Source organism: Desulforhopalus sp., assembly GCA_030247675.1.
GTDB lineage: Bacteria > Desulfobacterota > Desulfobulbia > Desulfobulbales > Desulfocapsaceae > Desulforhopalus_A.
In genome coordinates, this window is record JAOTRX010000002.1 from 460,081 (window position 1) to 484,049 (window position 23,969).

Consider the following 23,969-nt stretch of genomic DNA (forward strand, 5'->3'; position numbering starts at 1 on the left):
GGGAAAAGGTGGGTATTATGCATTTTTGCGATATTCAACAGGCTTAGTTTTGGGAATTTATAAAGTTGCCGGGATCGGTGATATCATGTGGAAGTATTCTGAACCCACACGGGCGAGAGATTTGAATGCGTAAGATGCTGCACTTAGCACGTGATTGTATGAACATCTTGTTCCCGCCGGTTTGTGGGGCTTGCCGGATTCGCCTTGATGCTCACCAATCACAAAATCTCTGTCCAGAATGCACTGCCGGAATCCGCTACTCCTGTCAACCGCTTTGCCGGATCTGCGGCATGGAACTCGCCGGTCCAGAGGAACGTACTCACCTATGCGGCAGATGTTTACGGATGCCTCCTCCCTATACCATCGCCAGATCTCTGGTTCGCTATGAACCGGTCGTACAAAAGCTGGTTCAACGCTTGAAATACGCCGGAGATACCTCTGTAGTATCTGGTATCACCGACATCGTGGCGAATTGTGATTTGAGCGAATTTGCTGACTGCCAGTGGATACTCCCGGTGCCACTCCACCTGGACCGTCATCGTTATCGGGGGCTCAACCAGGCAACCATCCTTGCCGGGCTGTTTTTCCCAGGGAAAAGGCAACTGATTCGGATGGATTGGCTTGTCAGGACGCGAAACACGCCAGCCCAGACATTGTTGGGCGGGGCAGAGCGACGGAAAAATTTGGTGGGCGCTTTTCAGTTGCGCGCTGGAAACCGGCTGGCGGGGACAGCGGTCTGTCTCGTCGATGACGTTTTTACTACCGGAACTACGGTGGAAGAGTGTGCACGGGTATTGATGTCCGAAGGGGCGAGAGAGGTGAGAGTACTTACCCTGGCACGTGTTGTGGTGCTACAACGTGGCGGAATGCGGTAAAGTAGATGGAAAAAAAGATTATTTCCTGATGGTCCGACAAGGTCGTGAAATGACGTGGATCCGGGGTTTGATCATATGGAATATTGAGGAATATGGACATAGATTTAGAAAAAATGAGGAAATTGGAAATAAATGTGATGATGAAATTGTTGATAACTTTGTTGATTGCTGTGTAAGGGTGCTATTTGGCGGAGGAAAAGTCATGTGGAAGTGAGTGCCTGAAAAATAAGGGGGGAGCGGAGGCTCCAGGGTGCCGACGCAATGAAATCGCGGCATCCGGAGGATTGTGCGTAACAGGTCAAGTTCAAAAGAAAATATCTCATAACCGTCTTTGACTGAAAAAGGGAATTGGGGTTTATTCGGCTGCTGAAATACACACGTCGGGTGTTCTGCCCGACACTTCTGCGTGACAATTGTACAAGGCTGTTGAACGGGCATTACCAGGCAGCAATTAGGGGAGACGAAGATTGTTTTTTTTCTTCGAAATTACCTTATACGGGTGATTATTGCTTTTGCAGGTGACATGGGGAAAGGGGTTCGTATGGTCTGGGAAAGTGTCAAAGAGAGTTTGAAACAAGCAATGGCGGAGAATATCTTCGCGCTTTGGATTGAGCCGATCCAATATGTCCAGATAAAGGATGACTGTCTGTATCTCAGGAGTCCGGACCGGTACTTTAGTGCCTATGTCCGGCAAAATTTTCTCGAAGCCATAACCGAAAGGCTCAGGGAGCATGGCGGTGGTCCTGAAAAGGTGGTGTTTTGTGAGGAATCGAGATCGCAAGAAAGAGGCAAATCTCCTGCGCGAATTGCTGGCACCCCGTTGCGCCTCCCTTCCATTCCCGAGAATACCTCGCAGGTGAAGGCATTGCATCCGCGCTATACCTTTGACGAGTTTACGGTTGGTGAAAGCAATATTCTCGCTGAATCGGCCTGCCGGTCGATGGTTCACAAGGATGGCATGGTCGGTCCATGCCTGTATATCAATAGCGATACCGGTCTTGGCAAGAGCCATTTGACCCATGCGGTTGCCCATCAGATCTTCGCCGAATCGCCGATGACCCGGCTGCATTATGTTACTGCCAAGCAGTTTTCGGCAGAGATGGTGCGGGGGATTCAGCATAATGCAATGGACGAGTTTAAACGGAAATATCAGGAAAACTGCGATATCTTGCTTGTCGAGGACGTGCATTCCTTAACCGGCAAGAAGAAGACTCAGGAAGAACTGAATGATATCCTCGATACCCTCATTAAATCGGGGAAAAGGGTCATTCTTACCGCCAATCGCGCTCCGCGTGATCTGGTCGGTATCGATACCGAGTTTCAGTCACGGATGACTTCCGGTTTGGTGACTGCCATCAAAGCCCCGGATATCAATACCCGTTTTCGCATCGTCGAGAAGAAGGCCCTGACCCAACAATTAACTCTCGACGAAGAGCTGATCGGCTATCTGGCCAATAATATACGGGGGGATATTCGCAGGATCGAGTCGGCGCTTATCGCCATTCGGGCTCAGGCCAATCTTCTTGGCGGTCATGTCGATCTTGATCTGGTGCGGGAGGTGGTGGCGTCTATTGTCGGGGTAAATCAGATGCTTTCCGCAGCCGCCATCGCCGAGCTGGTGAGCGGCCAATTCAAGGTAAGCTTGGAGGATCTGCGATCTCGTTCGCGAAAGCGTTCAATTTCTTTTCCTCGTCAAATTGCCATGTATCTGGCGAGAAAATATACCGAAGAGTCATTGGCCGATATCGGCAGGGCCTTTAACCGCGACCACTCGACGGTCTTGCATGCCATCAAGGCGGTGGGCAGCCAGGCGGTGCGTAACAGCTCGGTTGGTGCCCAGCTGGAGATCCTTGGCAATAAAGTGAAGCAGCTTTAATACCCAGGCAGTAAATTTTCCGATTCGGTGGGCCCAATATTCCCACCGCATCGTGTCGTATCGTTTGATTGCGATTCACAAAATTGTACCAACAGCCTCCCGCAAGACACTTCCTTTCGACAAGCTCTCAAGTCAGCTAATTTCCAGATTGTTAAAAGTAAACCCCCTTGAGTTCCGGTCCACCACGGAGCGTGCCGCTGTCTTGCAAGAGAGCCTCGGAAACCTGAGTTGCGTGTTTCATCATGTCGTTTAGCCCTATACCATCCCAACCAAAACCACAGATATGTAGGCCCCGCTGGTCGGCAAGAAATTTCTCCCGCCAGGCGAGAAGGCTGGGATAGTTTCGTTCCAGCTGGGGAATGCCCCCGGCAGAGCGCAGCACTGTTTGATAGGCAGGTTCAGATGGCAGGTTCAGGATCTCGCGGATATCGTCGAGGGCCTTGCGGGTCAGGCTTGCATCGTCAAGTTGCAGCCGCTCCGGATGTCTCCTGCCACCAATAAGGACCTCAAAGACCATATGTCCATCCGGCGCCCTTCCGGCGAACATGTTTGAGCTAAAGAGTGCCCCGAGGGTAAAGCGTTTCTCGACCTCCGGGGTGAGAAAGCCAAAGCCCGGGGGGAGCTTGACGGTATCCTTGAAGCCAAGAACTACGGTCGCAAGCCAGGTAGAGGGGACTGATCTCTCAGGGATGGTTGGATCGAGCTCGGTCAGAAGTCGCAGCGCCGCATTGATCGGCAGGGCAAAAACCACGTTTTGGCCATGAAATTCTCCTGCGGACGATTCAACCAGCCAGCCATTGCCGGTCTTTTGCACCTTGGTCACGGTCGTATTGAGAAAGAGATCGCGGCCAGGCTCAAGGCCCTCTGTCAGCCTTTGTGGAAGGCGTTGCATGCCCTGCGGAAAACTGGTCATCGCCGGCATGGTAAAAGGTTTTTTGCCGCCCGTCCGGTTCTTCCTTTTGGCGAGCATGGTTGATAGCAGACCACGCAGCACCGAACCGTATTTCTTTTCCAGGGCCCGTACCCCGGGCATAACACTGTCGATAGTGAGTTTGTCGAAGTCCCCGGCGTAGGTGCCGGTATACACTGCGTCCATATAGGGGAGAAGGGCAGGGCCGAAGCGGTGCTGGCACCATTTGGCTACCGTTGGTTCACCAGTGACCACCGGTTGCCAGAGCTCGGCGAGAACGCGCAGTTTGGCGCTCCAGGGAATGAGAGGCGCCATGAATATTTTCCCCGGGGTCTGGGGAATGAGGTTCAGTTTGCCATGTAACCGTACATAACGGACAAAATCGATGAGCGGCGCCTTGATGCTTTCCCGGTCGAGACCGGTTTCCGTGAGAATCCGCCGACTTTCCTCGCAGTTGTCGAGAAAACCGTGTGGACCAATCTCACTGATGTATCCCTGGTCGCAGTTCGTGGCAATAACCCCGCCGGTTCGTTCAGCCTTTTCAAGGATGGCGAAACGATGGCCCGGTTTGTGCAGTCTGAGTTTATGGGCGACGACGAGGCCTGAAATACCTCCGCCGATGATAAGAGTCTGGTAGGCAGTAGTCATTGTAGGTGTACTTTTAGTTGCGCCTTGTTTACGGAAATTGTTAGCCAGCCGCCGCGCTTCAGCATGCCGGTATTGTAGATGGGCGTGGTGCCGATGGCATCCATTCCCTTGCCTTCATGGATATGGCCGGTAATACAGAGGTCCGGACGGTGCTGCTCAATCAGTGATCGGATGGCTGTGGACCCCACGTGTTTGCCGCTATGAAGCATGTCAACCCTGGTATTGTGCGGCGGAGCGTGCGACACCAGGATCAACGGGATACGTCTGTTATATAGAGGCTCGGCCAGGGTAATATATTCACGGCCCTGTGCCAAGGCCCGATCCGTCAGGGTGAAAATTTCCTTTTCGGAGAATTCGGAGGGGGTCGAAAAGGGTGTGATATTGGAGCCACCAATTCCAACCAAACACACCTCGCCGTCAACCAGCCTTGCCTGGCCGTGCAGATTGATACCGAGGTCTTCGAGATACCCGTTTACCTCCAGACGGTCAAGGTTGCCGAATTGGGCGAGTACTTTCGGGTTTAGAGCGAGAATGTAGTCGAGGACTCTGCGCACTTCCCGCACCCCGCCAAGATTGGTCAGGTCGCCATTCAGGATGACCACGTCAGCCTCGCCGATACCGGGAATATTGGCGGCCTCGCTGGTTGCCATGTGGATATCGCTGAAGGCAATTATATTCATGCTGCATTGGTCATTTGCCAGAGGTGAGCCGGGAGGGGCAAACTGCTTGACAGCCACGCTTCAATGCTTACCATTTTCGCCGAATTTCAGGAAAAAATCAATGGAAAGGGGGCGTTCAGCACCCTTTCCCGAATATGCACAGAGTACGAGGTGAACCATGACCAGCAAGACAGCAACCTACGAATTTCAGGCAGAAACCAAAAAGCTCCTCGATATTGTAATCAACTCCCTTTATACCGAGCGCGATGTCTTTATCCGCGAGTTGATCTCCAATGCCGCCGATGCCCTGGAGAAATTTCGCCATGAGAGTCTCACCGAGTCCGATGTCTTCGACGGCCACCTGCCGTTGGAGATTACCATCGACCTGGATGAAAAAAACAACACCCTGACAATCACCGATACCGGGATAGGCATGACCCGTGCCGAACTTGAGCATAACCTCGGCACCATCGCCCACTCTGGATCGAACACCTTCATGTCCCAGCTTGCCGAGGCGGCGCGAAAGGATGTTAGTCTTATCGGCCAATTTGGCGTTGGCTTCTATTCCGCCTTTATGGCCGGCAATACGGTGCGAGTGCAAAGCCGGTCGTGGGATAAAAGCGAAGGCCATGAATGGCTGTCCGACGGTACCGGTACCTTCACCATCTCCGAGATGCCAGGGCTGCACCGCGGCACGAAGATCATCATCGAACTGAAGGATGATGCCAAGGACTATGTCCAAAAGTGGAAGATTGAAGGCATCATCAAGCAGTATTCCGCCTTTGTGTCCTTTCCGATCATGCTTGAAGGAGAGGTCGTCAATACCGTTCAGGCCTTGTGGACGAGAAACAAGAGTGACATCAAGGAAGAAGAGTACAGTGAGTTTTATAAATTCATAGGCGGGGCCGTTTCCGAGCCGATGTACCGCCTGCATTTTTCCGCCGATGCGCCGCTGGCCATCAACGCCTTGTTGTTTGTCCCGGCGGAGAACTTTGAGATGTTTGGCTTTGGCAAGGTCGACCCCGGGGTCAACCTCTATTGCCAGCGGATCCTCATCGATCAGCATTCTAAAAATATCCTGCCGGAATGGCTGCGTTTTCTTAAGGGGGTGGTCGACAGCGAAGACCTGCCACTCAACATTTCCCGGCAGGCCCTCCAGGATAATGCCCTGGTGGCGAAGATTCGCAAGGTCATCACCAAACGTTTTCTGAAACACCTTGAAGATGATGCCAAAAACGACAGTGAAAAGTACCTGAAGTTCTGGGACACCTTCGGCATCTATCTCAAAGAAGGGGCAACCAACGATTATGAATTTCAGAAGGAACTTGGCAAGTTGCTTCGGTTCGAGTCGTCAAAGTCCGAGGCGGGCAAACCCATCGCCCTGGCCGATTATGTACTGCGGATGGGACCGGAGCAGAAGGAGATCTATTACATCAACGGACCGAGTCGGGCCGCCATTGAGGCTGGGCCGTACGTGGAGATGTTCAAGAAAAAGGACATTGAAATCCTCTATACCCTGGAGCCGATCGATGATTTCGTCCTCAATCATCTCGGCGAGTTCGACGGGAAAAAACTGGTTTCCGCCGATCGAGCCGACCTGGCACTTGCTAAAGATGAGGAAGAAGTTAAGGCTGAAGAGAAAACCGGTGGTGAACAACTCGACAAGGACGCCTTGGCGAAGTTGACCGAATGGATGAAAAAGGTCCTTGAAGCAACCATCTCCGATGTCGTGGTTTCAAAACGGCTGGTCGATGCCCCGGCGATGATTGTCAATCCTGACGGCTACATGACATCCTCAATGGAGAGGATTCTTGCGGCGAGCAGGAAGGAGCATGGTCTGCCGGGGATGGGTGCATCGAAGAAAAAAATGGAAATCAACCCGGGTAACCCATTAATCAAAAAGCTTGCCGCCCTGCATGGCCGGGATGAAGATTTTGCCGCCGAAGTGGCACGGCAGATTCATGATAACGCCATGATCCAGGCCGGGCTTGTTGTCGATCCTCTAGCGATGGTCGAGAGAAACTATCGTATCCTCGGTCGTGTGGTTGAGGGCTAAGGAAGATTGAGAGATCAAAAGCGGTATACCACGACAAGGTGATATACCGCTTTTCTCGTGGATCCTGGTTTGCTCAACAGAGTTATTCATTGAAAAATTGAAGCCCACAGGCTATAGAGTTGTTGATCTCAGTACCACCCCCCGTCCGCGCATTGGAGAAGTGTATGGCTTCACGATTTAGTCTCTTTCTTGTCCCGGTTCTGGCTTTCTGCTTCCTTTCCGGCTGTTATACCCAACCCGTCAGGCATCTTGCCTCGGATATCGCCCTGTTACAGGTCGGTAAAACGACCCGTGAGGATGTGCTGATTTTTTTGGGCGAGCCAGATGAACAGCAGGATATGGGAGATGGTGTCCAGAAGTGGTTGTATAAGGAAAAGAATAGCAGCTTTTTCCAGAATACCCCCTTGGTCGGCAGCAAACTGGGTTCTCCAGAGATCTATAAGGTCGCAGTAACTCTACGTAATGGTGTTGTTATTGCCCGCGATTACTCGTATTCCGATGAGGACGATTTGAGTTGGTCCAAGGATTTTTCCTGGCAAGAGAAAAAAAAGTGATCGATCCGTACGAAACAGGACGATTGCGCATGGTTCAGGAGCAACTCCTGAATCGCGACATTTCCGATCCCCGCACCCTTGCAGCGATGGCTGAGGTTCCCAGGCACTGGTTTGTTGATGATGCCATGCATGGTCGGGCCTATGGTGATCATCCCTTGCCGATTGGCGCCGGACAGACTATCTCCCAGCCATATATTGTCGCTCTCATGACTCAGGCCCTCGGGTTACGGGGCAATGAAAAGGTTCTGGAAATAGGCACTGGTTCCGGTTATCAGGCCGCCGTGCTGTCAAGGCTGTGTAGCCAGGTATTTACTGTTGAACGGATAAACTCCCTACTTGCCGGTGCCAGACGGGTTTTTGATAAGTTGCACTATTTCAATATCCGATCAAAACTTGACGACGGCACAACGGGTTGGGTGGATTTTTGTCCGTATGATGCCATCATCGTTACCGCCGGAGGGCCGGAGATTCCTGACCCTTTGATCGCCCAACTCGCCGACCCCGGTCGCCTGATCATCCCGGTTGGTGATCAATACGAACAAGTTCTACAGCTTCTAGAAAAGAAAGACGGAAAAATTACCATTACTTCTCTAGTAGGAGTCAGGTTTGTTGATTTGGTCGGAGAGCACGGTTGGAATCGATGAATTAACTGGGCTCTTGTGGGTAATCTTATACCGCAAGGGCTTAAGTTTCGTTTGAGCAGGCAAGCTGCTCAAACCAACTTTATTTTGAATGGCGTGTTCTTTACCAATATTGGCCGGATTCCTCCTTGCCTTAAAGAGTATCAGAAGGTGTTGCTGGTGTTAGTTGTTTGTTGGCCTTGACTCATCATTTTTTTGCTTGGGTGTCCTGCTCAGCAATTTTTCTTATTGAGAAATATTCTTCTCTGAGAACGGCTTTCACTATCTTTTGCTTGAGTTTCTTTCGTACTTTCGCTAAGATATTAAATAATAGTTTGCTGGGTACCATCAGCCTAACTACTGTCAATTCCCCGGGAAAGATCGAGTTGGCGGCATTGGATAGATTAGATGAAAAGAGGTAACCAGTTTCAGTTACAAGGAAATATTACCAATGGAGATCTGCGGTGGAAGAAATATTGAAAAAGCGTCGAACGCTCCAGGAAACCATGAATTTCATGGCAGCATTATCGGCTGGGATGGAACCGATTCTCGGACGGGGTGCAAACAGCATGACCATGTCCGCAGGGCGAAATCTCGGGCGCAAATTTTCTGCATCGGCGCGGCGAACAGATGACCTTCTTGAGGCTGTCAATGAGGTGCGCCATATTCTTGAGTCCAATAGCTGTCTATGGGGGTTTGAACCCTTCAAGCCGAAGGAGCAGGCGGAGCTCATTACCAGAAATGCCAAAGGGGAGCGGCAAATGTTGCTGGTGTTCCGGGATTGCATGATCCGCCAGGCCCTTCTCCGTTTTGGCCATCCCCAGAAAGGATCTCTCTGCAATATGATGTACGGTTTTTTTGCTGGGGCTCTGGAAACAATTATGGGCAAGAAGGCCACCCTGGAAATTCGTCATGCCGGGGAGAATGCCTGTCTAAAGATGCTGACCGTGGAAGGCTAATTCGCATAATTTCGAATTTTGGGTTGGTCTACCGGTGACAATGGTCGACGGCTACCAATCTGTCAGTCAGGGTAAAAAACAAAGAGGATATCAATGAGCGGGGAAAAAATTCGGTTGAATACCGAGTGGTTGTGTGATTGCGGCGGTTGTCATGTCGCCCTGGTTGACCTCCATGAAAAGATTTTGAATGTACTGGCGGCGGTGGAGATCCTGAAATGCCCGGTACTTACCGACGAAAAAGGTTATCCCGAGGCGGACATCGGAATTCTCACCGGTTCGATCCGTACCGAACATGACCGCCATGCCGCCATAGAGATGCGCAAGAAGTGCCGGACCATCATTGCCTTTGGTACCTGTGCCGTCTTTGGCGGGCTGCATGGCGCCGGTTTGGCGCACACCCGTGAAGAGATAATGGATCATGTCTACCGGCATAGTCCAAGCACCCGGACCGAATTCATACCGAACAATTCGATAACCGGATTGGAAAAGATGGTCACACCTATCGACGAGGTCATCGACGTTGATTTGTATTTGCCCGGTTGTCCACCCCATCCCCATTTCATCTTCGAAGGGCTAAGCGCACTCATTGAAAATCGTAAGCCAAGGGCCGGCCAGGAAAGTGTCTGTGCCGGTTGTCGCCGCACCATGGTGAAAACCGAGGTATCTGCTATCAAGGAGATTACCGATGGGGTACCGGATAATGCAACATGCTTTCTCAGTCAGGGATATATTTGTCAGGGATCGGTGACCCTCGACCGTTGTCTCACCCCCTGTCCGAACCACGGTATGCCCTGCAGTGGCTGTGCAGGCCCGACCATGCAGATCCTCACCGAACCGACACGAGATATCCGGACCGAGATCAGTGAAAGAATGGCCAGGCTGACCAAAATTCCCAGTGACAGTGTGCGGGAATATATTGAGCGGTCAGCAAAGACCCAGTTCGCCTATGCCATGGCAACCAAGATGATCGGTAACAAACCAACATTTCTCATTCGCAAGTGGATTGCTGAAGGGGAGGCACGATAATGTCTAAAACGATTAAAATCGATCCGGTTACCAGGATTGAGGGGCACGCCCGTATTCTCCTCGACTGCGATGAAAACGATAAGGTTGAGGAAGCCTTTTTTTGCGTCAACGAGCTTCGCGGTTTTGAGCGGATACTTGTGGGCATGCAGGCCCATACCCTACCGCAGGTGACGGCGCGTATCTGTGGAGTTTGCCCCACCGCCCACCATCTCGTGGCGGCCAAGGCCCTTGACAACGCCGCCGGCGTGGAGATCCCGGAAGCGGCCAAGCTGTTGCGGGAATATATGTATATGGGCCATGTCATCCACTCCCATGCCTTGTCGCTGTTTGTCCTGGCCGGCCCTGATCTGGTGTTTGGCCTGAAGGGTGACCCAGCCAAACAGAATATTGTTGGTATGGTTGAAGCCGAACCGGAATTGACGAAGAAGGGCCTGCGTCTTCGAAGCCTTGGGCAGAAGATCAATGAGACCATTGGTGGCCGGGGGATACATCCGGTCACCGCCGTGGCGGGCGGCATATCCTTTGCTCTCAGTGACGGGCAGTTTCAACGCCTCCGCGAGCTGACTGCTGAAGCTGTCGCCCTGGCCACAGAGCTCGCTGGACCGTTGAAAGCACTGTTGATGCGGCTTTTCGATAATAACCCTCAGCTGCTTGCCAACCTCAATGTATCAAGCTGGTATGTGGGCAATGTGGCGCAGGATGGGATGCTGAATCTCTACGACGGACAAATCAGGGCCATGGATGAGTCGGGGAGCATCAAGACTGAATTTGCCGCGAGCCAGTATCTTGATTTCCTTGCCGAGAGAGCAGTGACCACCTCTTACGCCAAGGAGGTGTACTTTGATTTTGAGGGGCGTGAGCATATGTACCGGGTCGGCAGCCTGGCCAGGCTGAACGTCATTGATGGCATCAATACCCCGCTCGCCCAGGCGGAATTCGAGTTGTTCCGGGCGAATTTTGGCCGACCCTGTCACAACGCAGTGATCCAGATGTATGCCAAGCTCATCGAGATGGTATACGCCTGCGAACGTGCCGAGCAATTGATCAATGACCCTGCTCTGCGCGGCGAAAACCGGGTACCTGTGCAGTTCAAGGGTGGACGCGGCGTGGCCCACATCGAGGCCCCTCGGGGAACCCTCATTCACGATTATGAAATTGACGAAAAAGGAATTGTGCGGGCGGCCAATATGATCATCGCTACCCAGCAAAACACATCCGTTATTAATAAATCCCTGAAAGAAGGCGCCAATGCCCTCATGCAAGGCGCGGAGGATGAGAAAATGTTCAATGCTCTTGAGTTTGTCGTGCGCTGTTATGATCCCTGCTTGGCTTGCTCGACCCACGCCATCGGCCGGATGGCAATGGCAGTGGAAATACGCAGAAATGGCCGGATTGTACGCCAAATGCGGAGGAACTGAGATGCTTGAAATGACAATAAATGAGAAGGGCTGCCGCGGCTGTCAGTTCTGCCTTGAGGTCTGTCCAACCGAGTGTTTTTCCTTTGATGTCAATACCGGTAAGGCCAAGGTGGCAGCTCTTGAAAACTGTATCGGCTGTCTCAGTTGTGCCTTTATTTGTCCATCCGGGGCGATCAGCCACAAGAATCATCACGAGGTTAAGAATTTTTATCGCAACATTGAATTCAGCAAGCGGATGGAGAAATTCCTATGATAGGCAACAGTGAATTGACACTGGCTCCCGAGGATTATGATAAGGCCTTTACCGAGGTCTCTTTCCTTCTTGATATGCTCATCGATACCATCACCACCTTTGTCGGCAAGTCGACACCATCATTGGCGGTGGCTGCTGGGCGAAAAATGGCTATTAATATGCCTGCCCATATGGTTGAGAAGACCCCGGCGATGGCGGTTGATGAGCTGGTGAGGATCTTGAAGATTCAACGCATGGAGATAAGTGGCCAGGTTTCAGGGGCGGAGGCAACTCTGTCGCTGCATGACTGTCCTGTCGGCAGTGTCTGCAGAAACCGCAGCATGGAGCTCGATGGCCAGGCTTGCCAGATGTTTCACTATTATCTTGCCGGGATCCTTGCTGAGCTCTCCGGCTGCCCGGCCCGGCCGAAGACCCTCTCTGTCGGGGAAAACTGCACCTTCAGCCTGACCTTTAGCGCTGCTCGTCCGCAGTTATGAGCGCTGCCGCTCTGGTTGTCTGCATCGGTAACGAACTGGTAGCCGACGACGGGGTTGGATGGGTAGTTTATCAGCGACTCCAGGAAAGAGGTGTAACAGAAAATGTCCGGCTTGTTTTCCTCGGGCTGGGAGGGATCGACCTGCTTGAGGAAATCGATGGTGAGTCCTTGCTGGTGGTGGTTGACGGGGTGCAACTGGGTGCCCCCCCCGGTACCATTCACCAGCTTGGTTGGCAGCAGCTTCCCGTCAGCCCAGCCCGGCCGGTGAGCGGTCACGGTATCGGTATCCGCGAGGCGATTAGCGTTGGGCTGAAATTGTATCCGGAAAGGGTACCGAAAGAAATCTTTCTCGTCGGTGTTGAAGGCAGGTGCTTTGACGAATTGGGTACGGGATTAACCGACGAGGTCGCCTTGGCTGTTCCGCAGGCTGTTACTACCGTCCTCAACTTAATACAAGCGCATACGTCAAAGTCCGGGTAGAAGTGGTGGCTTCTTCACCACCAATTCTCTGTACAAGATGGAGATTTCGGAGCGACCGGATCTCTTCAGCTCTTGCGGCAAAATACCCATTCTCTCTCTGTTGATTCCGTTGCGCAGTACCCATAGCCATCCTCGCGAAAATCCCTCAACAGGAGGGGGTCGCTAATCCGTTTACTGATGACATAGTGGACCATGAGACCGCGTGCCCTTTTGGCATAAACTGGGATGGTGCGATATCTTCCCTGCTGGCGTTCTTTGAAGGAAATGGTTATGATCGCGCCCGAAAATTCCTTTTTATCAACTAGCTTGGCGTATTCCGTTGAGGCAAGGATGATGAGCGTGCGCTCATTATCCTTGGCAAGATCTGCTTTGAGGATTTCGGTAACCGGATCTCGCCAATACTGATACAGGTTTTGGTTACTATCAATAGCCAAGGGGGTGGCCATTTCCAGACGATACGGCTGGATAAGGTCGAGAGGCCTGAGGATTCCATGTAGTGCCGAAAGGATAAAGAGATGCCTTTGAGCATGACTCAATTCCTCGTCGCTGTATCGGTCAGCGGTGATGGCGCTGTAAGCATCCCCTTGGTAGGTGAATAGGGCTTGACTGGCGTTTTGTAGTGTGACCTTGGTGGTAAGGCTATGGATTCGTCTATAGCTGACATCTGTTAGTTTTTCGCTGGTATGCAGCAACAAGGCGAGTTCCTCACGGCTCATTTTTTTTAACAGGTCGATGAGGGTTTTGGTTTTCTTTTGCAGACGTGGCAGGGAGTAGTCGCTGTATTCCCGGCCGTTGAAGTGTTGGGTTTTGGAAGGTGAGGTAATAATCTGCATACGATCTCCGGGCGATGGATGCGACAGGACGAATACTGGAATACCGTCTGTGAATTGTATACTATTTTTTGTTAACTTTGGCAAACATACGGTTGTCATTAATCAGTAAACGTGGCGAGATGATTGAAGATAAAGATGTTGAGAGTGAGATAGAGTCCTTCCTTGGAGATTGGTATGGAGAGCATCAGCCGATGCGCCATTGGTTTGCAATTTTTTACAAGGAATTGGTAATGATGTCGGAGGTATCCCTGGCTTTCATAGCCAGGCCAGGGGTGAGTTACTCTCTTCGGCCCCGCCTCAATAACGGCAATGGCCGGGAATTCTTTGCCATTATTGATGTTATCGATGACGATCCAGCAAACAGATGGTTGTCTGTCTGTTTTTATGAGGATATGATTACAGACCCGGAAGGACGGGGTGAATCCATCCCCGGTGGACTTGGCGGCAGCGACGGCTACTGCTTTGACTTGCCTGACGATGATACCGATTTTGGCCGTTATCTCATCGCAAGGTTACGCGAGGCACGGACTGCTGCGGCCGCATGATGGATCTTGGTAAGGCGCGCCTTGCCTATGGTGGCTTGATCTATTGATCCAGTTTTAAGCAGTTTTGCGAATCTGCCAGCTTAATTTTTAAAGCTGTGGATCGGCGCCGGCATTCTGCCGCCCCAGGCGATAAAGCGGCTGGACATCCCGACATTTCTAATCGGCATGATCGGACTGGCTCCGAAAAGACCACCGAAGCTAACATGATCGCCGGCCTCCTTGCCGGGGACCGGAATAAGCCGGGCAGCGGTGGTTTTGCAGTTGATAACTCCGAGGGCCATTTCGTCGGCAATGATTGCCGAGATGGTGTCGGCATCGACCGAACCGGGGATGGCTACCATATCAAGGCCCACCGAACAGACGCAGGTCATTGCCTCAAGTTTTTCCAGACACAATGAGCCGTTGCCAACCGCCTCGGCGAGCAGGGCATCCTCCATGACCGGGATAAAGGCGCCGCTGAGTCCACCAACATTGCGGCTGGCAAAAATTCCACCCTTTTTTACTGCGTCGTTGAGCATGGCGAGGATGGCGGTTGAGCCGGGAGCGCCGATGGCGTCGACACCGAGAATCTTGAAGATTTCGCCGACGCTGTCGCCGATGGTTGGGGTTGGGGCGAGCGAAAGGTCGACGACACCGAATTCGATGCCGAGGGACAGGGAAACCGCCCGACCGATCAGCTCGCCGCAGCGTGTTACCCGGAAGGTGGTCTGCTTAATCTCCTCCGCCAATTCATCGAGTTGCAGGGTGCCCGGGGCCGGATGGTTGTGGATCAGTCGCTCAAGCGCCCGGGCAATAACCCCCGGACCGCTGACTCCGACATTCAGTACCGCCTCCGCCTCTTCAAGGCCGTGGATTGCCCCGGCCATAAACGGGTTGTCACCGGGTTGATTGCAGAAAACCACGAACTTGGCGGCTCCGAAGCCACCTTTGTCGGCGGTCATCTCCGCCAGATCCTTGACGGTCTTGCCCATCATCGCCAGGGCGTCCATGTTGATGCCTTTCTGGGTGCTGGCGATATTGATCGAGGCGCAGACCTTGTTTGTCGCCGCCAAGGCGGCGGGAATTGCGGCGATAAACTCACGGTCGGTTGCGGTTAGGCCCTTTTCCACCTGGGCCGAGAAACCGCCGAGAATGTCGACGCCCACCGCCGCTGCCGCCTCATCAAGGGTGATGGCCAGGCGGACGAAATCATCCTGGTGAAATCCAGCGCCGACAAAGGCAATAGGGGTGACGGCAATGCGTTTGTTGACCACCGGAATCCCGTATTTCCGGCTCATCGCCTCACAGGTGGGGACAAAATTCCCGGCATAACTCTCGATCTTGCTGCGGATTTTTTCACAGGTCTGGTCAATGCCTCCGCCTCGGCAATCGAGGAGATTGAGGCCCATAGTTACTGTCCGGACATCAAGATTTTCCTTTTGAATCATCTCAACGGTGGCAAGGATCTGGTCTGAACGTAACATAATGGACATCTCTCCTGATTCGATGGTTGGAAGGTAGTTCGGTCGTACTCGCAATGCGGCAAAAGCGCATTCCCGGGGAAGGGGGCGATCAGCGCATGGTTATCTCGTGGGTTGCTTGAAAAACGTCGTTATGCTGGATCATTACCGTCAGATCGCTTTGCTGCGAATAGTCGCTGATGGCCTTCTGGAGGGACTCAAGACTGACACTGCAGTGTCGAAGGTCGAGTTGCAGGGCCATCGTGTACAGGTCGTTTTTCAGGGTCGTAGCGAGATCGAGGATGTTGATATTGTGGTCAAAACAAAATTGGCTTATGCCATGGACAATCCCCGCTCGATTCGGGCCCTGGACGGTGAGGATATAGGTCTCCTCCGGCGGGACATCGATGGCACCGGCTCCGGCGGTCAATTCCTTGATGGAGACCTCGAACTTGCTGTCGGTTTTGATGTGGGAGATTGCGGCAACCATATCTTCCTTGGTAATTTCAGCATCGAACGAGGCGCTGAGGATCATTGTTAGGTAGCCGCAGAGTACGGTCTGATTAAGATCGGCGAGGTCTCCGCCAAGATGGTAGATGGCCCCTGTAATACTAGCAATTATCCCCGGCCGGTCTTTCGACATCACGGAAATTATCATATGTTTCTTCATGCTTGGAACTCCTGCCAGGGATTGGTATTACCGCTAAAAGAATCGTTGTGATTTTTGTCCCAGAGGGCAGCGGAATCGGCCATTATTCCACGCTTTGGAGAAATCATCAAGAAGTAAAAATGCTGTATTCCACTCCCTATCGGCCATTCGCCGGGGGGCGCTTCAAGGGCCTGGCGCGATTTAATGGATGTATTTTACTGGTTCCTTGTGTAATTTACGATCTAAGGCACTCCAAGGCGAGTGACAAGCACGATGAAAACTGTGACTGGATGTACCAATGAAAAAGAATGTTTTTGTGGCGGATTTAAAAGAAGGTGAGCGAATTGATGATTTATTTCTCGTCAAGTCGGCAAAGCTCGGCGAAACCAGGGTGGGAAAGCCGTATCTGGTCGTGACGGTAATGGACAAAAGCGGTGAGATTTCCGGTCCGGTATGGGATAACGTCGATGCACTGCAAAATGTCCTTACCCCCGGCGAGGTGATTCGCCTGGTCGGGGTCATTCAGTCCTACCGGGAAAAGCCGCAGCTGAAGGTCGACAATGCCTATAAGGTGGCGCAGGAAGGCATCGACGCCGGTGACTTTATCCAGACCTCGACCAGAAACCGCCAGGAAATGGCCGATGAACTGCACGCCCTGCTGCATAGTGTCGGTAACCCGTATCTGAAAAAGCTCCTCAGTCATTTCTTTAAAAAAGGCGAATGCTGGGAAAAATTTCAGGAGGCCCCCGCCGCCAAGGGCGTTCATCACGCCTACGTTGGTGGATTGCTGGAACATTCGCTTTCGGTGGCGCGGATTGGCGATTTCCTCGCCGGGCATTATGCAGGGGTCGATCGCTCCCTCCTCATCGCCGGCGCCCTTCTCCATGACATCGGCAAGTTGCAGGAATTGACCATGGTCGGGGGAGTCGTCGATTATACCGCCAGGGGCCGACTGAAGGGGCATCTGGTGATCGGCAGCGAGATGGTTGCTCAGGCTGCTGAAAAGATACGAGATTTCCCCGAGGACCTGCTGGAACAGCTGCAGCACCTTTTACTGAGTCATCATGGGCGGCAGGAATTTGGCTCACCGACCGTGCCGATGACCGTTGAGGCCTTAATTTTAAGCTTTCTTGATGACCTTGATGCCAAGATCAATATCACTGAACAGCTGCGTCGCAAGATGGAGGGGGCTGACCTGCAGTGGACGGAATATCAGCGCCCCCTCGAACGCTATCTGTACCTTGGCGGCCTGACGAAACAAGAGCCCCCGTCAGAGGAGGCTCGAACGGAAAGCGTCAGCAAACAGCCTTCGCTTTTTTAATGGGAATTGCTCCTGATGTTCGATACCACACCTATCTGTTACACCAGCCTCTATGGCCAGGAAAAGGCAAAACGATTGTTCAGCAAGTCTTTGCTGGCGGGCAGGGTTCCCCATGCCTATCTTTTCAGGGGGCCGGACGGGGTCGGTAAAAGGCTTTTTGCCCAAGGGGTGGCGGCGGCAATCAACTGCCGGGAGCGGGTTGGGGCGGCTGCCTGCGGCAGATGTCCCTCCTGTAGCAAGTTTCGCTCGGGGAATCACCCGGATTTTTTGGTTATTCGGCCGGTGAAAGGGGTGATTAAAATCGAGCAGATCCGCCAGCTGAGCAAGGAACTTAGTTATCCGCCCTTCGAATCGGCAACCCGTATCGTGGTACTGGAGGACGTGCATACCATGCGCCGGGAGGCGGCAAATAGCCTCCTGAAGACCCTTGAGGAGCCACCGGCAGATAACCTGCTCATCCTCACCGCCGAATCGTCGCAGGAGATCCTTGCCACCCTGATTTCAAGATGCCAGGTCGTGCCTTTTAGCCAGCTGAATATTGAAGATACAACGACAATACTGACCAAGAGCGGCCTGGCGGCGGATGTGGCCTTGGCCCTTGCCCGGCTGTCCGAGGGCAGCCCCGGCAAGGCCATGCTCTTTCAAAAGAGTGAAATGGTGGCCTTATGGCGTGAAGTTGCGGGTGTGCTTGCCGATCCAGCTATTCTGCCGGACCGTGATGTCGGCCTCTTGCTTCGTCTAGCGGAAAAGATGGCGGCGCAAAAGGAAGACCTGCTGCCCTTTCTTGGTCTCCTGAAGATTTGGATTCGCGATCTGTTGTTGACCGGGCAGGCGGCTGGCGATACCGCCAAGGAGCAACAGGTACCACGGAAAAGCTGGAGTTCGGCTGAACTATTTGCTAAATTGCAGGCAATTTCCAAAGCGGAGCAGGAACTTGCCAGAAATTGCAATCGCAGTCTGGTCTGCGAGGTGCTGCTGTTTGCTTTGCAATAAGGCCCTTTCCGGCGGGAATGTGTGTCTTGCGGATCGTTTTCGTGAGCAGGATCAAGAAAATACTCTGTGAATGGCACCTACCCTTATGGGGTATTATCGGAGATAATGAGATTACATGACAGAAAACGCGATAAATGACAGCGGTGCAGAGACGGTAAGTGATGACGAAATCTTTTACCGGATCCAGTTTCGCAAGGGAGGCCAGCTCGTTACCGCTGCTTCCCAAATTCCTGGATGCCTGGCTGGCACGGTGGTTCTGGTGCGCACTGATCACGGCCTCGAGCCGGCGGTCATCATCGGCCCTTCGCCGATGTGCAGCTGCCGGGGGGAAACCCGGCTGGCAAGCTCAGTTATCGAGCGCCTGGCCACGGCCGAAGAACGGGAAAAATATGTCGGACTTGCAGAGAGTGAAGGCCGGGCCTATAAGGTTTGCAACGAGTTGATAAAAACCCATCAGTTGACCATGAATCTTGTCAGGGTCGAGCGATTTTTTAACGGCAGTAAGATGATTTTCTATTTCACCGCCGACAGCCGGGTCGATTTCCGCAGCCTAGTCAAAGATCTGGTCCAGGAATTTCGCACCCGGGTAGAGATGCGGCAAGTCGGGGTTCGCCATGAAACCAAGATGATTGGCGGTATCGGCACCTGCGGCCGGGAATTATGCTGCTCGTCCTTTATCAAGAATTTTGACTCGGTATCCATCAAGATGGCCAAGGAGCAGGATCTGCCTCTCAACCCGACGAAGATCTCCGGGGTTTGTAACCGGTTGCTCTGTTGCCTTACCTATGAATATGAGACCTACCGGAAGCAGCGAAAAAATATGCCAAAAGCCGGCAAACGGATCAAGATCGACAACGATGAGTACCTGGTGAAGCGGCAAAATCCTCTGCAGGAATCAGTGGTTGCCGAAAACAGCGCCGGTGAGGAGGTTATCCTCACCAAGCGAGATTGGAAGATGTTCCAGCAGGTTAAAAAAGAGGTAGTTGAAAAAAAGAGAGAAAAAAAGAATGGTGAGTCCGATGAATCGTCGCCGCCAAAACCCGACCGGGGAGGCTCGCCACCGCCGGTTGTGCAATAATAACTGATGGAACTATGACAACCTATATTACTACTCCAATCTACTATGTGAACGCCCAGCCGCATCTCGGCCACGCCTATACCACCATTGTTGCCGATACCTACAGCCGTTTCAAACGGTTATGCGGAGAAACGGTTCGCTTTCAAACCGGCACCGATGAGCATGGCGATAAGATCGTCAAAGCGGCTGAACAAGAAGACATCCCGCCTCGCCAATATGTCGACAGGATCAGCGCCCAGTTCCGGGAAACCTGGCCGCTGCTGCAGATTGAGGCCGACAATTTTATCAGGACCACCGATACGGCGCATGTTGCGGTTGTCAGGGAAATCCTTCAGAAGGTCTACGACCGGGGTGATATCTATTTTGACGAGTACTCCGGCCTCTATTGCCGGGGATGCGAGCGGTATCTGACGGAAAAGGAACTGGTTGACGGCAACTGTCCGGACCACCAGACTCCGCCTCAGGAAATCGCCGAACAGAATTATTTTTTCCGGATGTCGCGCTACCAGCAGCCGCTGATTGAGCACATCCGCAACAACCCGGATTTTATTACCCCGGAGCGATATCGTAATGAGGTTTTGGCCTTTCTCAGCGAGCCGCTCACTGACCTGTGCATCTCCCGGCCGAAATCGCGGCTTACCTGGGGGATTGAGTTGCCCTTTGACGATAAATTCGTCACCTATGTGTGGTTCGACGCCCTAATCAACTACCTGACCGGTATCGGCTATCCGGACGGCCCGGATTTCACGAAATACTGGTCGGTTGCCGAACATCTTATCGCCAAGGATATTCTCAAACCCCACGCCATCTATTGGCCAACCATGCTTATGGCCATGGGCCTGCCGCTATACCAGAAGCTCCATGTGCACGGCTACTGGAATGTCGACGACACCAAGATGTCCAAGAGTATCGGAAACGTTGTCCGTCCGAAAGAGCTGGTCGATGCCTATGGAGCCGATACCATCCGCTATTTTACCCTGCGCGAGATGTCCTTTGGCCTCGATTCCTCGTTTAGTTCAGAGGCGATAGTCGCCAGGCAAAATGCCGACCTGGCCAACGATCTCGGCAATCTTTTCAGCCGGGCGGTAACTATGGTGTGGAAATACCGGGCAGGGCGGGTACCTGTTCCGAGTGCGTTCGGTGAAGATGATCGGCCCCTTCTCGAAGCGGCCCTGGCGATGATTACCACCTACCGTCAGACCATGGGCGATTTTCGCTTTCACCTCGCCCTGCAGGCGATTTGGGAACTGGTCGGCCTTGCCAACAAGTATATTGTTGGCAATGAGCCCTGGGCCTTGGCAAAAGATCCGGAGAAGGAGGCGCGGCTTGATACCGTTCTTTACAATCTTCTGGAATGTCTCCGCCTCCTGGCGCTTACCTTGCGTCCGGTCATACCGGGTGCAGCAGTGAAGATGGCCGCGGGACTAGGCCTTGCCGAGGATGATCCGCTCGTTGCCTCCCTTGATCACGGTGGCAAATGGGGCTTGCTTGTCCCGGGCGGTGAATTAACCGCCACCGCCGCACTGTTTCCTCGGCTGGAAGGAAAAGCCAGTGCTGCAGAGGAAACCGCGAAGAGTAAAGAGGTTGCTGCTCCGAAGAAGAAGCAGGATGGGGGAGACGCCACCTCGGCTGGACTCGTCGATTTTTCGTATTTTCAGAAGCTTGACCTGCGGGTGGCCGAGATCCTTGCCGCCGAACCGGTAAAGAATTCAAAAAAACTGTTGAAGTTGACGGTATTGGCCCCGGAGGAAAGAACCATCGTCGCAGGTATTGCCGAATCCTATCGCCCAGAAGAGTTGGTTGGTCTCCAGGTGGCCATCGTCGCCAACCTCAAACCGGCCAAGCTGATGGGGGTCACCTCCCACGGAATGGTACTGGTGGCGAAAACAGTGGTTGATGGCCAAGAGAAGATGGTGCTTTCCTCGGTGCGTGATAAGGTAGCGCCCGGTAGCAAGATCGCCTAGGCGACAAGGAGACAATTATGTTTGTGGTGAACAATTTTATGTCGGCGATCGCTCAGCTCCTCGATTTCCTGCTGACCGCCTATATGTGGATAATCATCGGACGGGCAATTATCTCATGGGTCAATGCCGATCCGTATAATCCAGTTGTCCGGTTTCTCTATGAGGCAACCGAACCGGTCTTGAGTCGCATTCGCAGGTATCTGCCCATCAGTTTCGGCAGCATCGATTTTTCGCCAATGATCCTTATTCTGATCATTATGTTTTTACAAAGTTTTCTTGTCCAGACGCTCCGGCAGCTTGCTATGCGCATGGGTTGACAGCGTGGGAGAAATTCTTGCTTGTCCGGTAACTGATAATCCGCCATCACTACAATACACCTATAATGGAGCCAGCCATGTTAACACCGCAGGCAATTAAAGATCAGGATTTTCAAATTAAATTCAGGGGATATGACGCAATCGAAGTGAAGGCCTACCTGGAATTGCTTGCAGAAGATTTCTTCGAATTGAATGAACAGAATCGCCTGCAAATGGAAGAGATCGACTCTCTGATAACGAAGCGAGATATCCTGCAAAAAGAAGTCGATGGTCTTGCCGCCGAGGTGCGATTAAGTAGAGAAAATGCCGAGGGCATTCAAGCTGCTATCGATAGCCGTTTCCAACTGAAGGATAAGGAGATTGCCGATCTTCTGCAGCAGGTCGAGGCAGCGAAAACCGCCGCCCAGGCACTTGAGGATGAAAATCGGGTTTTACAGCGGAAAGTTGTTGATCTGGAGAATAAAATTGCTGGTGGTGCGGGCGCAACTCTCCATGATCACGCGGAAATCGACAAGCTGAACAGTAAGATTGCCCTCCTTGAAGAGCAGAATCAGGAGCTGAAACAACAGGGACTTGATTTCAAAACTACCATTCTCGCCGCCCAGAAGTTTGCCGACAACCTGCGCCAAAGCAGTGAGGAGGAGGCGCAGAGGATGATGGAGAAAGCCAAGTCTGACGTTCAGAGGTTCCGGGAGGAGGCTAATGCCGAATTGTCGCGTTTGCCGAAGGAGATAGAAAAACTTCATCAGCAAAGAATCAAGGTGCGTGAAGAGTTGCGGGCGATGCTCCACTCCTATCTTGAGGCCCTGGAGATTTTCCCTGGCCATGAAAAGACCGACAAGGAGGATGATCTCTCCGATCTCTTTGAGAGTATTTTGCTGCCGGATGATGATAGCTCGGAACCTGATGATATTGAAAACATCACCATGGACCTTTAAGGTAAACAGAGCGGCCTGGTGAAGAGCGACGCAGCTCATGCCCTATCTCTCGCAATCATCTGATGGAACCCTTCTCGTTCGCCTCCATGTCCAGCCGAAGGCCTCAAAAACCAGGATCGTCGGGCTCTTTGACGGCTGCCTGAAGCTTGCCATCCAGGCGCCGCCGGTGGACGGCAAGGCCAATGAAGAGGTGATCCGCTTTCTGGCGGATTACTTCGGGGTGCCTGGCCGCAATATTGTTCTCAAGTCGGGGGTGCAGGGGCGGAGAAAGCAACTGATCATCAAGGGACTGGGCGAAGATGAGGCGCGTCGCAGGGTTGCGCAGTGCCTTGATTTGTGTTGCCGGTAATACCGGCAGGGGAGGAAGATGAAACGCTATCTTATCGCCAACTGGAAATGTCACAAAAGCACTGACGAAGGGCGACGGTGGTTTAACCGCTTTGCCAAACTTTATGTGCCGCATCCCGAGGTGCATGTCATCGTGGCACCTTCTCTTCTCAGTTTGGAGGGCCTCGCGGCCCATGTCGCTTCGTTGGGGCTTGCCAATGTCTTCCTTGCGGCTCAGGATATTTCGCCCTTCCCGAAGGGCAGCTATACCGGGGCAGTGGCCGCGGACATGGTGGCTAGGCTGGTTCGCTACGTTATCGTCGGTCATAGCGAACGTCGCCGCTATTTCCACGAAACCAATGGCGATGTGGTGAATAAAGTGGCGGAGCTCATCGATGCCCGACTCGTCCCCATTGTCTGCGTTGACAGTTCAAATGCCCTCGCCCAGCTTGGGGCCCTTGATGATACCCGGTCCGAGCCGCTATTGGTTGCTTTCACCCCGGTGGAGGGGATGACGGCCAAGTTTCCTGAGTTGCCGGCCAGGGTTGCCGAGTCGGTGGGCCGTATCCAGCAGCTCTTTAATGTCTGGCCGGTTGTCTACGGCGGTTCCGTGCAACCCGACAATGCCGGTTCGTATCTGCACCTTTCCCAATTATCCGGAGTGTTTGTCGGGGCGGCAAGTCTTGACCCAGACTCCTTTTGGGCCATCTGCCGGCAGGCTGTACCTGTCTGATTTTCCCTTTGCGGATACCCAAG

Annotated in this window: 26 protein-coding genes; 21 read left to right on the forward strand and 5 right to left on the reverse strand. The window is 52.8% G+C overall.

Features of this window, described 5'->3' with window-relative positions:
- The first annotated feature begins 158 nt into the window (after positions 1 to 158).
- From OEL83_02040 to dnaA, 3 genes are all read left to right on the forward strand, one after another.
- The gene (locus tag OEL83_02040; protein ID MDK9705806.1) at positions 159 to 875 is read left to right on the forward strand and encodes a ComF family protein; all 717 of its coding nucleotides are present in this window, start codon (positions 159 to 161) and stop codon (positions 873 to 875) included.
- A complete protein-coding gene (locus OEL83_02045; protein MDK9705807.1) occupies positions 859 to 1,089 on the forward strand; it encodes a hypothetical protein in 231 nt (76 codons plus the stop codon). Before OEL83_02040 ends, OEL83_02045 begins: the two co-directional genes overlap by 17 nt.
- A gap of 309 nt (positions 1,090 to 1,398) precedes the next feature.
- Positions 1,399 to 2,751, forward strand: coding sequence for a chromosomal replication initiator protein DnaA (gene dnaA, locus OEL83_02050; protein MDK9705808.1), 1,353 nt, complete (start codon positions 1,399 to 1,401; stop codon positions 2,749 to 2,751).
- 151 nt (positions 2,752 to 2,902) lie between these two features.
- On the opposite strand, the gene hemG is transcribed toward dnaA, so the two are convergent.
- Complete coding sequence (hemG, locus tag OEL83_02055) at positions 2,903 to 4,309, reverse strand: protoporphyrinogen oxidase (GenBank protein ID MDK9705809.1); 1,407 nt, start codon at positions 4,307 to 4,309, stop codon at positions 2,903 to 2,905.
- On the reverse strand, positions 4,306 to 5,046 hold the full coding sequence (locus OEL83_02060) for a metallophosphoesterase (GenBank protein ID MDK9705810.1): 741 nt from the start codon (positions 5,044 to 5,046) through the stop codon (positions 4,306 to 4,308). The genes hemG and OEL83_02060 overlap by 4 nt, the downstream gene beginning before the upstream one ends.
- A gap of 100 nt (positions 5,047 to 5,146) precedes the next feature.
- On the opposite strand from OEL83_02060, the gene htpG reads away from it, so the two are divergent.
- From htpG to OEL83_02105, 9 genes are all read left to right on the forward strand, one after another.
- Positions 5,147 to 7,024, forward strand: a complete 1,878-nt coding sequence (gene htpG, locus OEL83_02065) for a molecular chaperone HtpG (protein MDK9705811.1) — start codon at positions 5,147 to 5,149, stop codon at positions 7,022 to 7,024.
- Between the two features lie 164 nt (positions 7,025 to 7,188).
- On the forward strand, positions 7,189 to 7,578 hold the full coding sequence (locus OEL83_02070) for a hypothetical protein (GenBank protein MDK9705812.1): 390 nt from the start codon (positions 7,189 to 7,191) through the stop codon (positions 7,576 to 7,578).
- Positions 7,575 to 8,222 carry a protein-L-isoaspartate(D-aspartate) O-methyltransferase gene (locus OEL83_02075; protein MDK9705813.1) on the forward strand — a complete coding sequence of 216 codons (648 nt, stop codon included), beginning with the start codon at positions 7,575 to 7,577 and terminating at the stop codon, positions 8,220 to 8,222. The genes OEL83_02070 and OEL83_02075 overlap by 4 nt, the downstream gene beginning before the upstream one ends.
- Before the next feature lie 440 nt (positions 8,223 to 8,662).
- Positions 8,663 to 9,157, forward strand: coding sequence for a hypothetical protein (locus OEL83_02080; GenBank protein ID MDK9705814.1), 495 nt, complete (start codon positions 8,663 to 8,665; stop codon positions 9,155 to 9,157).
- Positions 9,158 to 9,250: 93 nt separating this feature from the next.
- Positions 9,251 to 10,183, forward strand: coding sequence for a hypothetical protein (locus OEL83_02085; GenBank protein MDK9705815.1), 933 nt, complete (start codon positions 9,251 to 9,253; stop codon positions 10,181 to 10,183).
- Positions 10,183 to 11,601 (forward strand): Ni/Fe hydrogenase subunit alpha, encoded by a 1,419-nt coding sequence (locus OEL83_02090; protein MDK9705816.1) that lies wholly within the window; start codon positions 10,183 to 10,185, stop codon positions 11,599 to 11,601. The genes OEL83_02085 and OEL83_02090 overlap by 1 nt, the downstream gene beginning before the upstream one ends.
- Position 11,602: 1 nt before the next feature.
- Positions 11,603 to 11,854, forward strand: coding sequence for a 4Fe-4S dicluster domain-containing protein (locus OEL83_02095; protein MDK9705817.1), 252 nt, complete (start codon positions 11,603 to 11,605; stop codon positions 11,852 to 11,854).
- Positions 11,851 to 12,330: a hypothetical protein gene (locus OEL83_02100; protein MDK9705818.1), complete on the forward strand. Its 480-nt coding sequence runs from the start codon at positions 11,851 to 11,853 to the stop codon at positions 12,328 to 12,330. The genes OEL83_02095 and OEL83_02100 overlap by 4 nt, the downstream gene beginning before the upstream one ends.
- Entirely contained in the window at positions 12,327 to 12,809 is a 483-nt protein-coding gene (locus OEL83_02105) for a hydrogenase maturation protease (protein ID MDK9705819.1), read from the forward strand. The genes OEL83_02100 and OEL83_02105 overlap by 4 nt, the downstream gene beginning before the upstream one ends.
- A 65-nt stretch (positions 12,810 to 12,874) precedes the next feature.
- Here OEL83_02105 and OEL83_02110 read toward each other — a convergent pair whose 3' ends face one another.
- Positions 12,875 to 13,642: a peroxide stress protein YaaA gene (locus OEL83_02110; protein MDK9705820.1), complete on the reverse strand. Its 768-nt coding sequence runs from the start codon at positions 13,640 to 13,642 to the stop codon at positions 12,875 to 12,877.
- 119 nt (positions 13,643 to 13,761) lie between these two features.
- On the opposite strand from OEL83_02110, the gene OEL83_02115 reads away from it, so the two are divergent.
- Positions 13,762 to 14,187, forward strand: coding sequence for a hypothetical protein (locus OEL83_02115; GenBank protein MDK9705821.1), 426 nt, complete (start codon positions 13,762 to 13,764; stop codon positions 14,185 to 14,187).
- An 80-nt stretch (positions 14,188 to 14,267) separates the two neighbouring features.
- On the opposite strand, the gene OEL83_02120 is transcribed toward OEL83_02115, so the two are convergent.
- Together OEL83_02120 and OEL83_02125 are read right to left on the reverse strand one after the other, a co-directional pair.
- Positions 14,268 to 15,650, reverse strand: a complete 1,383-nt coding sequence (locus OEL83_02120) for a PFL family protein (protein MDK9705822.1) — start codon at positions 15,648 to 15,650, stop codon at positions 14,268 to 14,270.
- An 88-nt stretch (positions 15,651 to 15,738) separates the two neighbouring features.
- A complete protein-coding gene (locus tag OEL83_02125; protein MDK9705823.1) occupies positions 15,739 to 16,296 on the reverse strand; it encodes a hypothetical protein in 558 nt (185 codons plus the stop codon).
- Between the two features lie 277 nt (positions 16,297 to 16,573).
- On the opposite strand from OEL83_02125, the gene OEL83_02130 reads away from it, so the two are divergent.
- From OEL83_02130 to OEL83_02165, 8 genes are all read left to right on the forward strand, one after another.
- Positions 16,574 to 17,596 carry an HD domain-containing protein gene (locus tag OEL83_02130; protein MDK9705824.1) on the forward strand — a complete coding sequence of 341 codons (1,023 nt, stop codon included), beginning with the start codon at positions 16,574 to 16,576 and terminating at the stop codon, positions 17,594 to 17,596.
- Positions 17,597 to 17,611: 15 nt separating this feature from the next.
- Positions 17,612 to 18,589, forward strand: a complete 978-nt coding sequence (gene holB / locus OEL83_02135) for a DNA polymerase III subunit delta' (GenBank protein MDK9705825.1) — start codon at positions 17,612 to 17,614, stop codon at positions 18,587 to 18,589.
- A gap of 115 nt (positions 18,590 to 18,704) precedes the next feature.
- Positions 18,705 to 19,667, forward strand: coding sequence for a regulatory iron-sulfur-containing complex subunit RicT (gene ricT / locus OEL83_02140; GenBank protein MDK9705826.1), 963 nt, complete (start codon positions 18,705 to 18,707; stop codon positions 19,665 to 19,667).
- Between the two features lie 14 nt (positions 19,668 to 19,681).
- Positions 19,682 to 21,631, forward strand: a complete 1,950-nt coding sequence (gene metG / locus OEL83_02145; GenBank protein ID MDK9705827.1) for a methionine--tRNA ligase — start codon at positions 19,682 to 19,684, stop codon at positions 21,629 to 21,631.
- A 17-nt stretch (positions 21,632 to 21,648) separates the two neighbouring features.
- Entirely contained in the window at positions 21,649 to 21,948 is a 300-nt protein-coding gene (locus OEL83_02150) for a YggT family protein (GenBank protein MDK9705828.1), read from the forward strand.
- Positions 21,949 to 22,025: 77 nt separating this feature from the next.
- Positions 22,026 to 22,886 (forward strand): DivIVA domain-containing protein, encoded by an 861-nt coding sequence (locus OEL83_02155; GenBank protein ID MDK9705829.1) that lies wholly within the window; start codon positions 22,026 to 22,028, stop codon positions 22,884 to 22,886.
- Between the two features lie 37 nt (positions 22,887 to 22,923).
- Positions 22,924 to 23,235 (forward strand): DUF167 domain-containing protein, encoded by a 312-nt coding sequence (locus OEL83_02160; GenBank protein ID MDK9705830.1) that lies wholly within the window; start codon positions 22,924 to 22,926, stop codon positions 23,233 to 23,235.
- 18 nt (positions 23,236 to 23,253) lie between these two features.
- Positions 23,254 to 23,946, forward strand: a complete 693-nt coding sequence (locus OEL83_02165; protein ID MDK9705831.1) for a triose-phosphate isomerase — start codon at positions 23,254 to 23,256, stop codon at positions 23,944 to 23,946.
- The last annotated feature ends 23 nt before the right edge of the window (positions 23,947 to 23,969 follow it).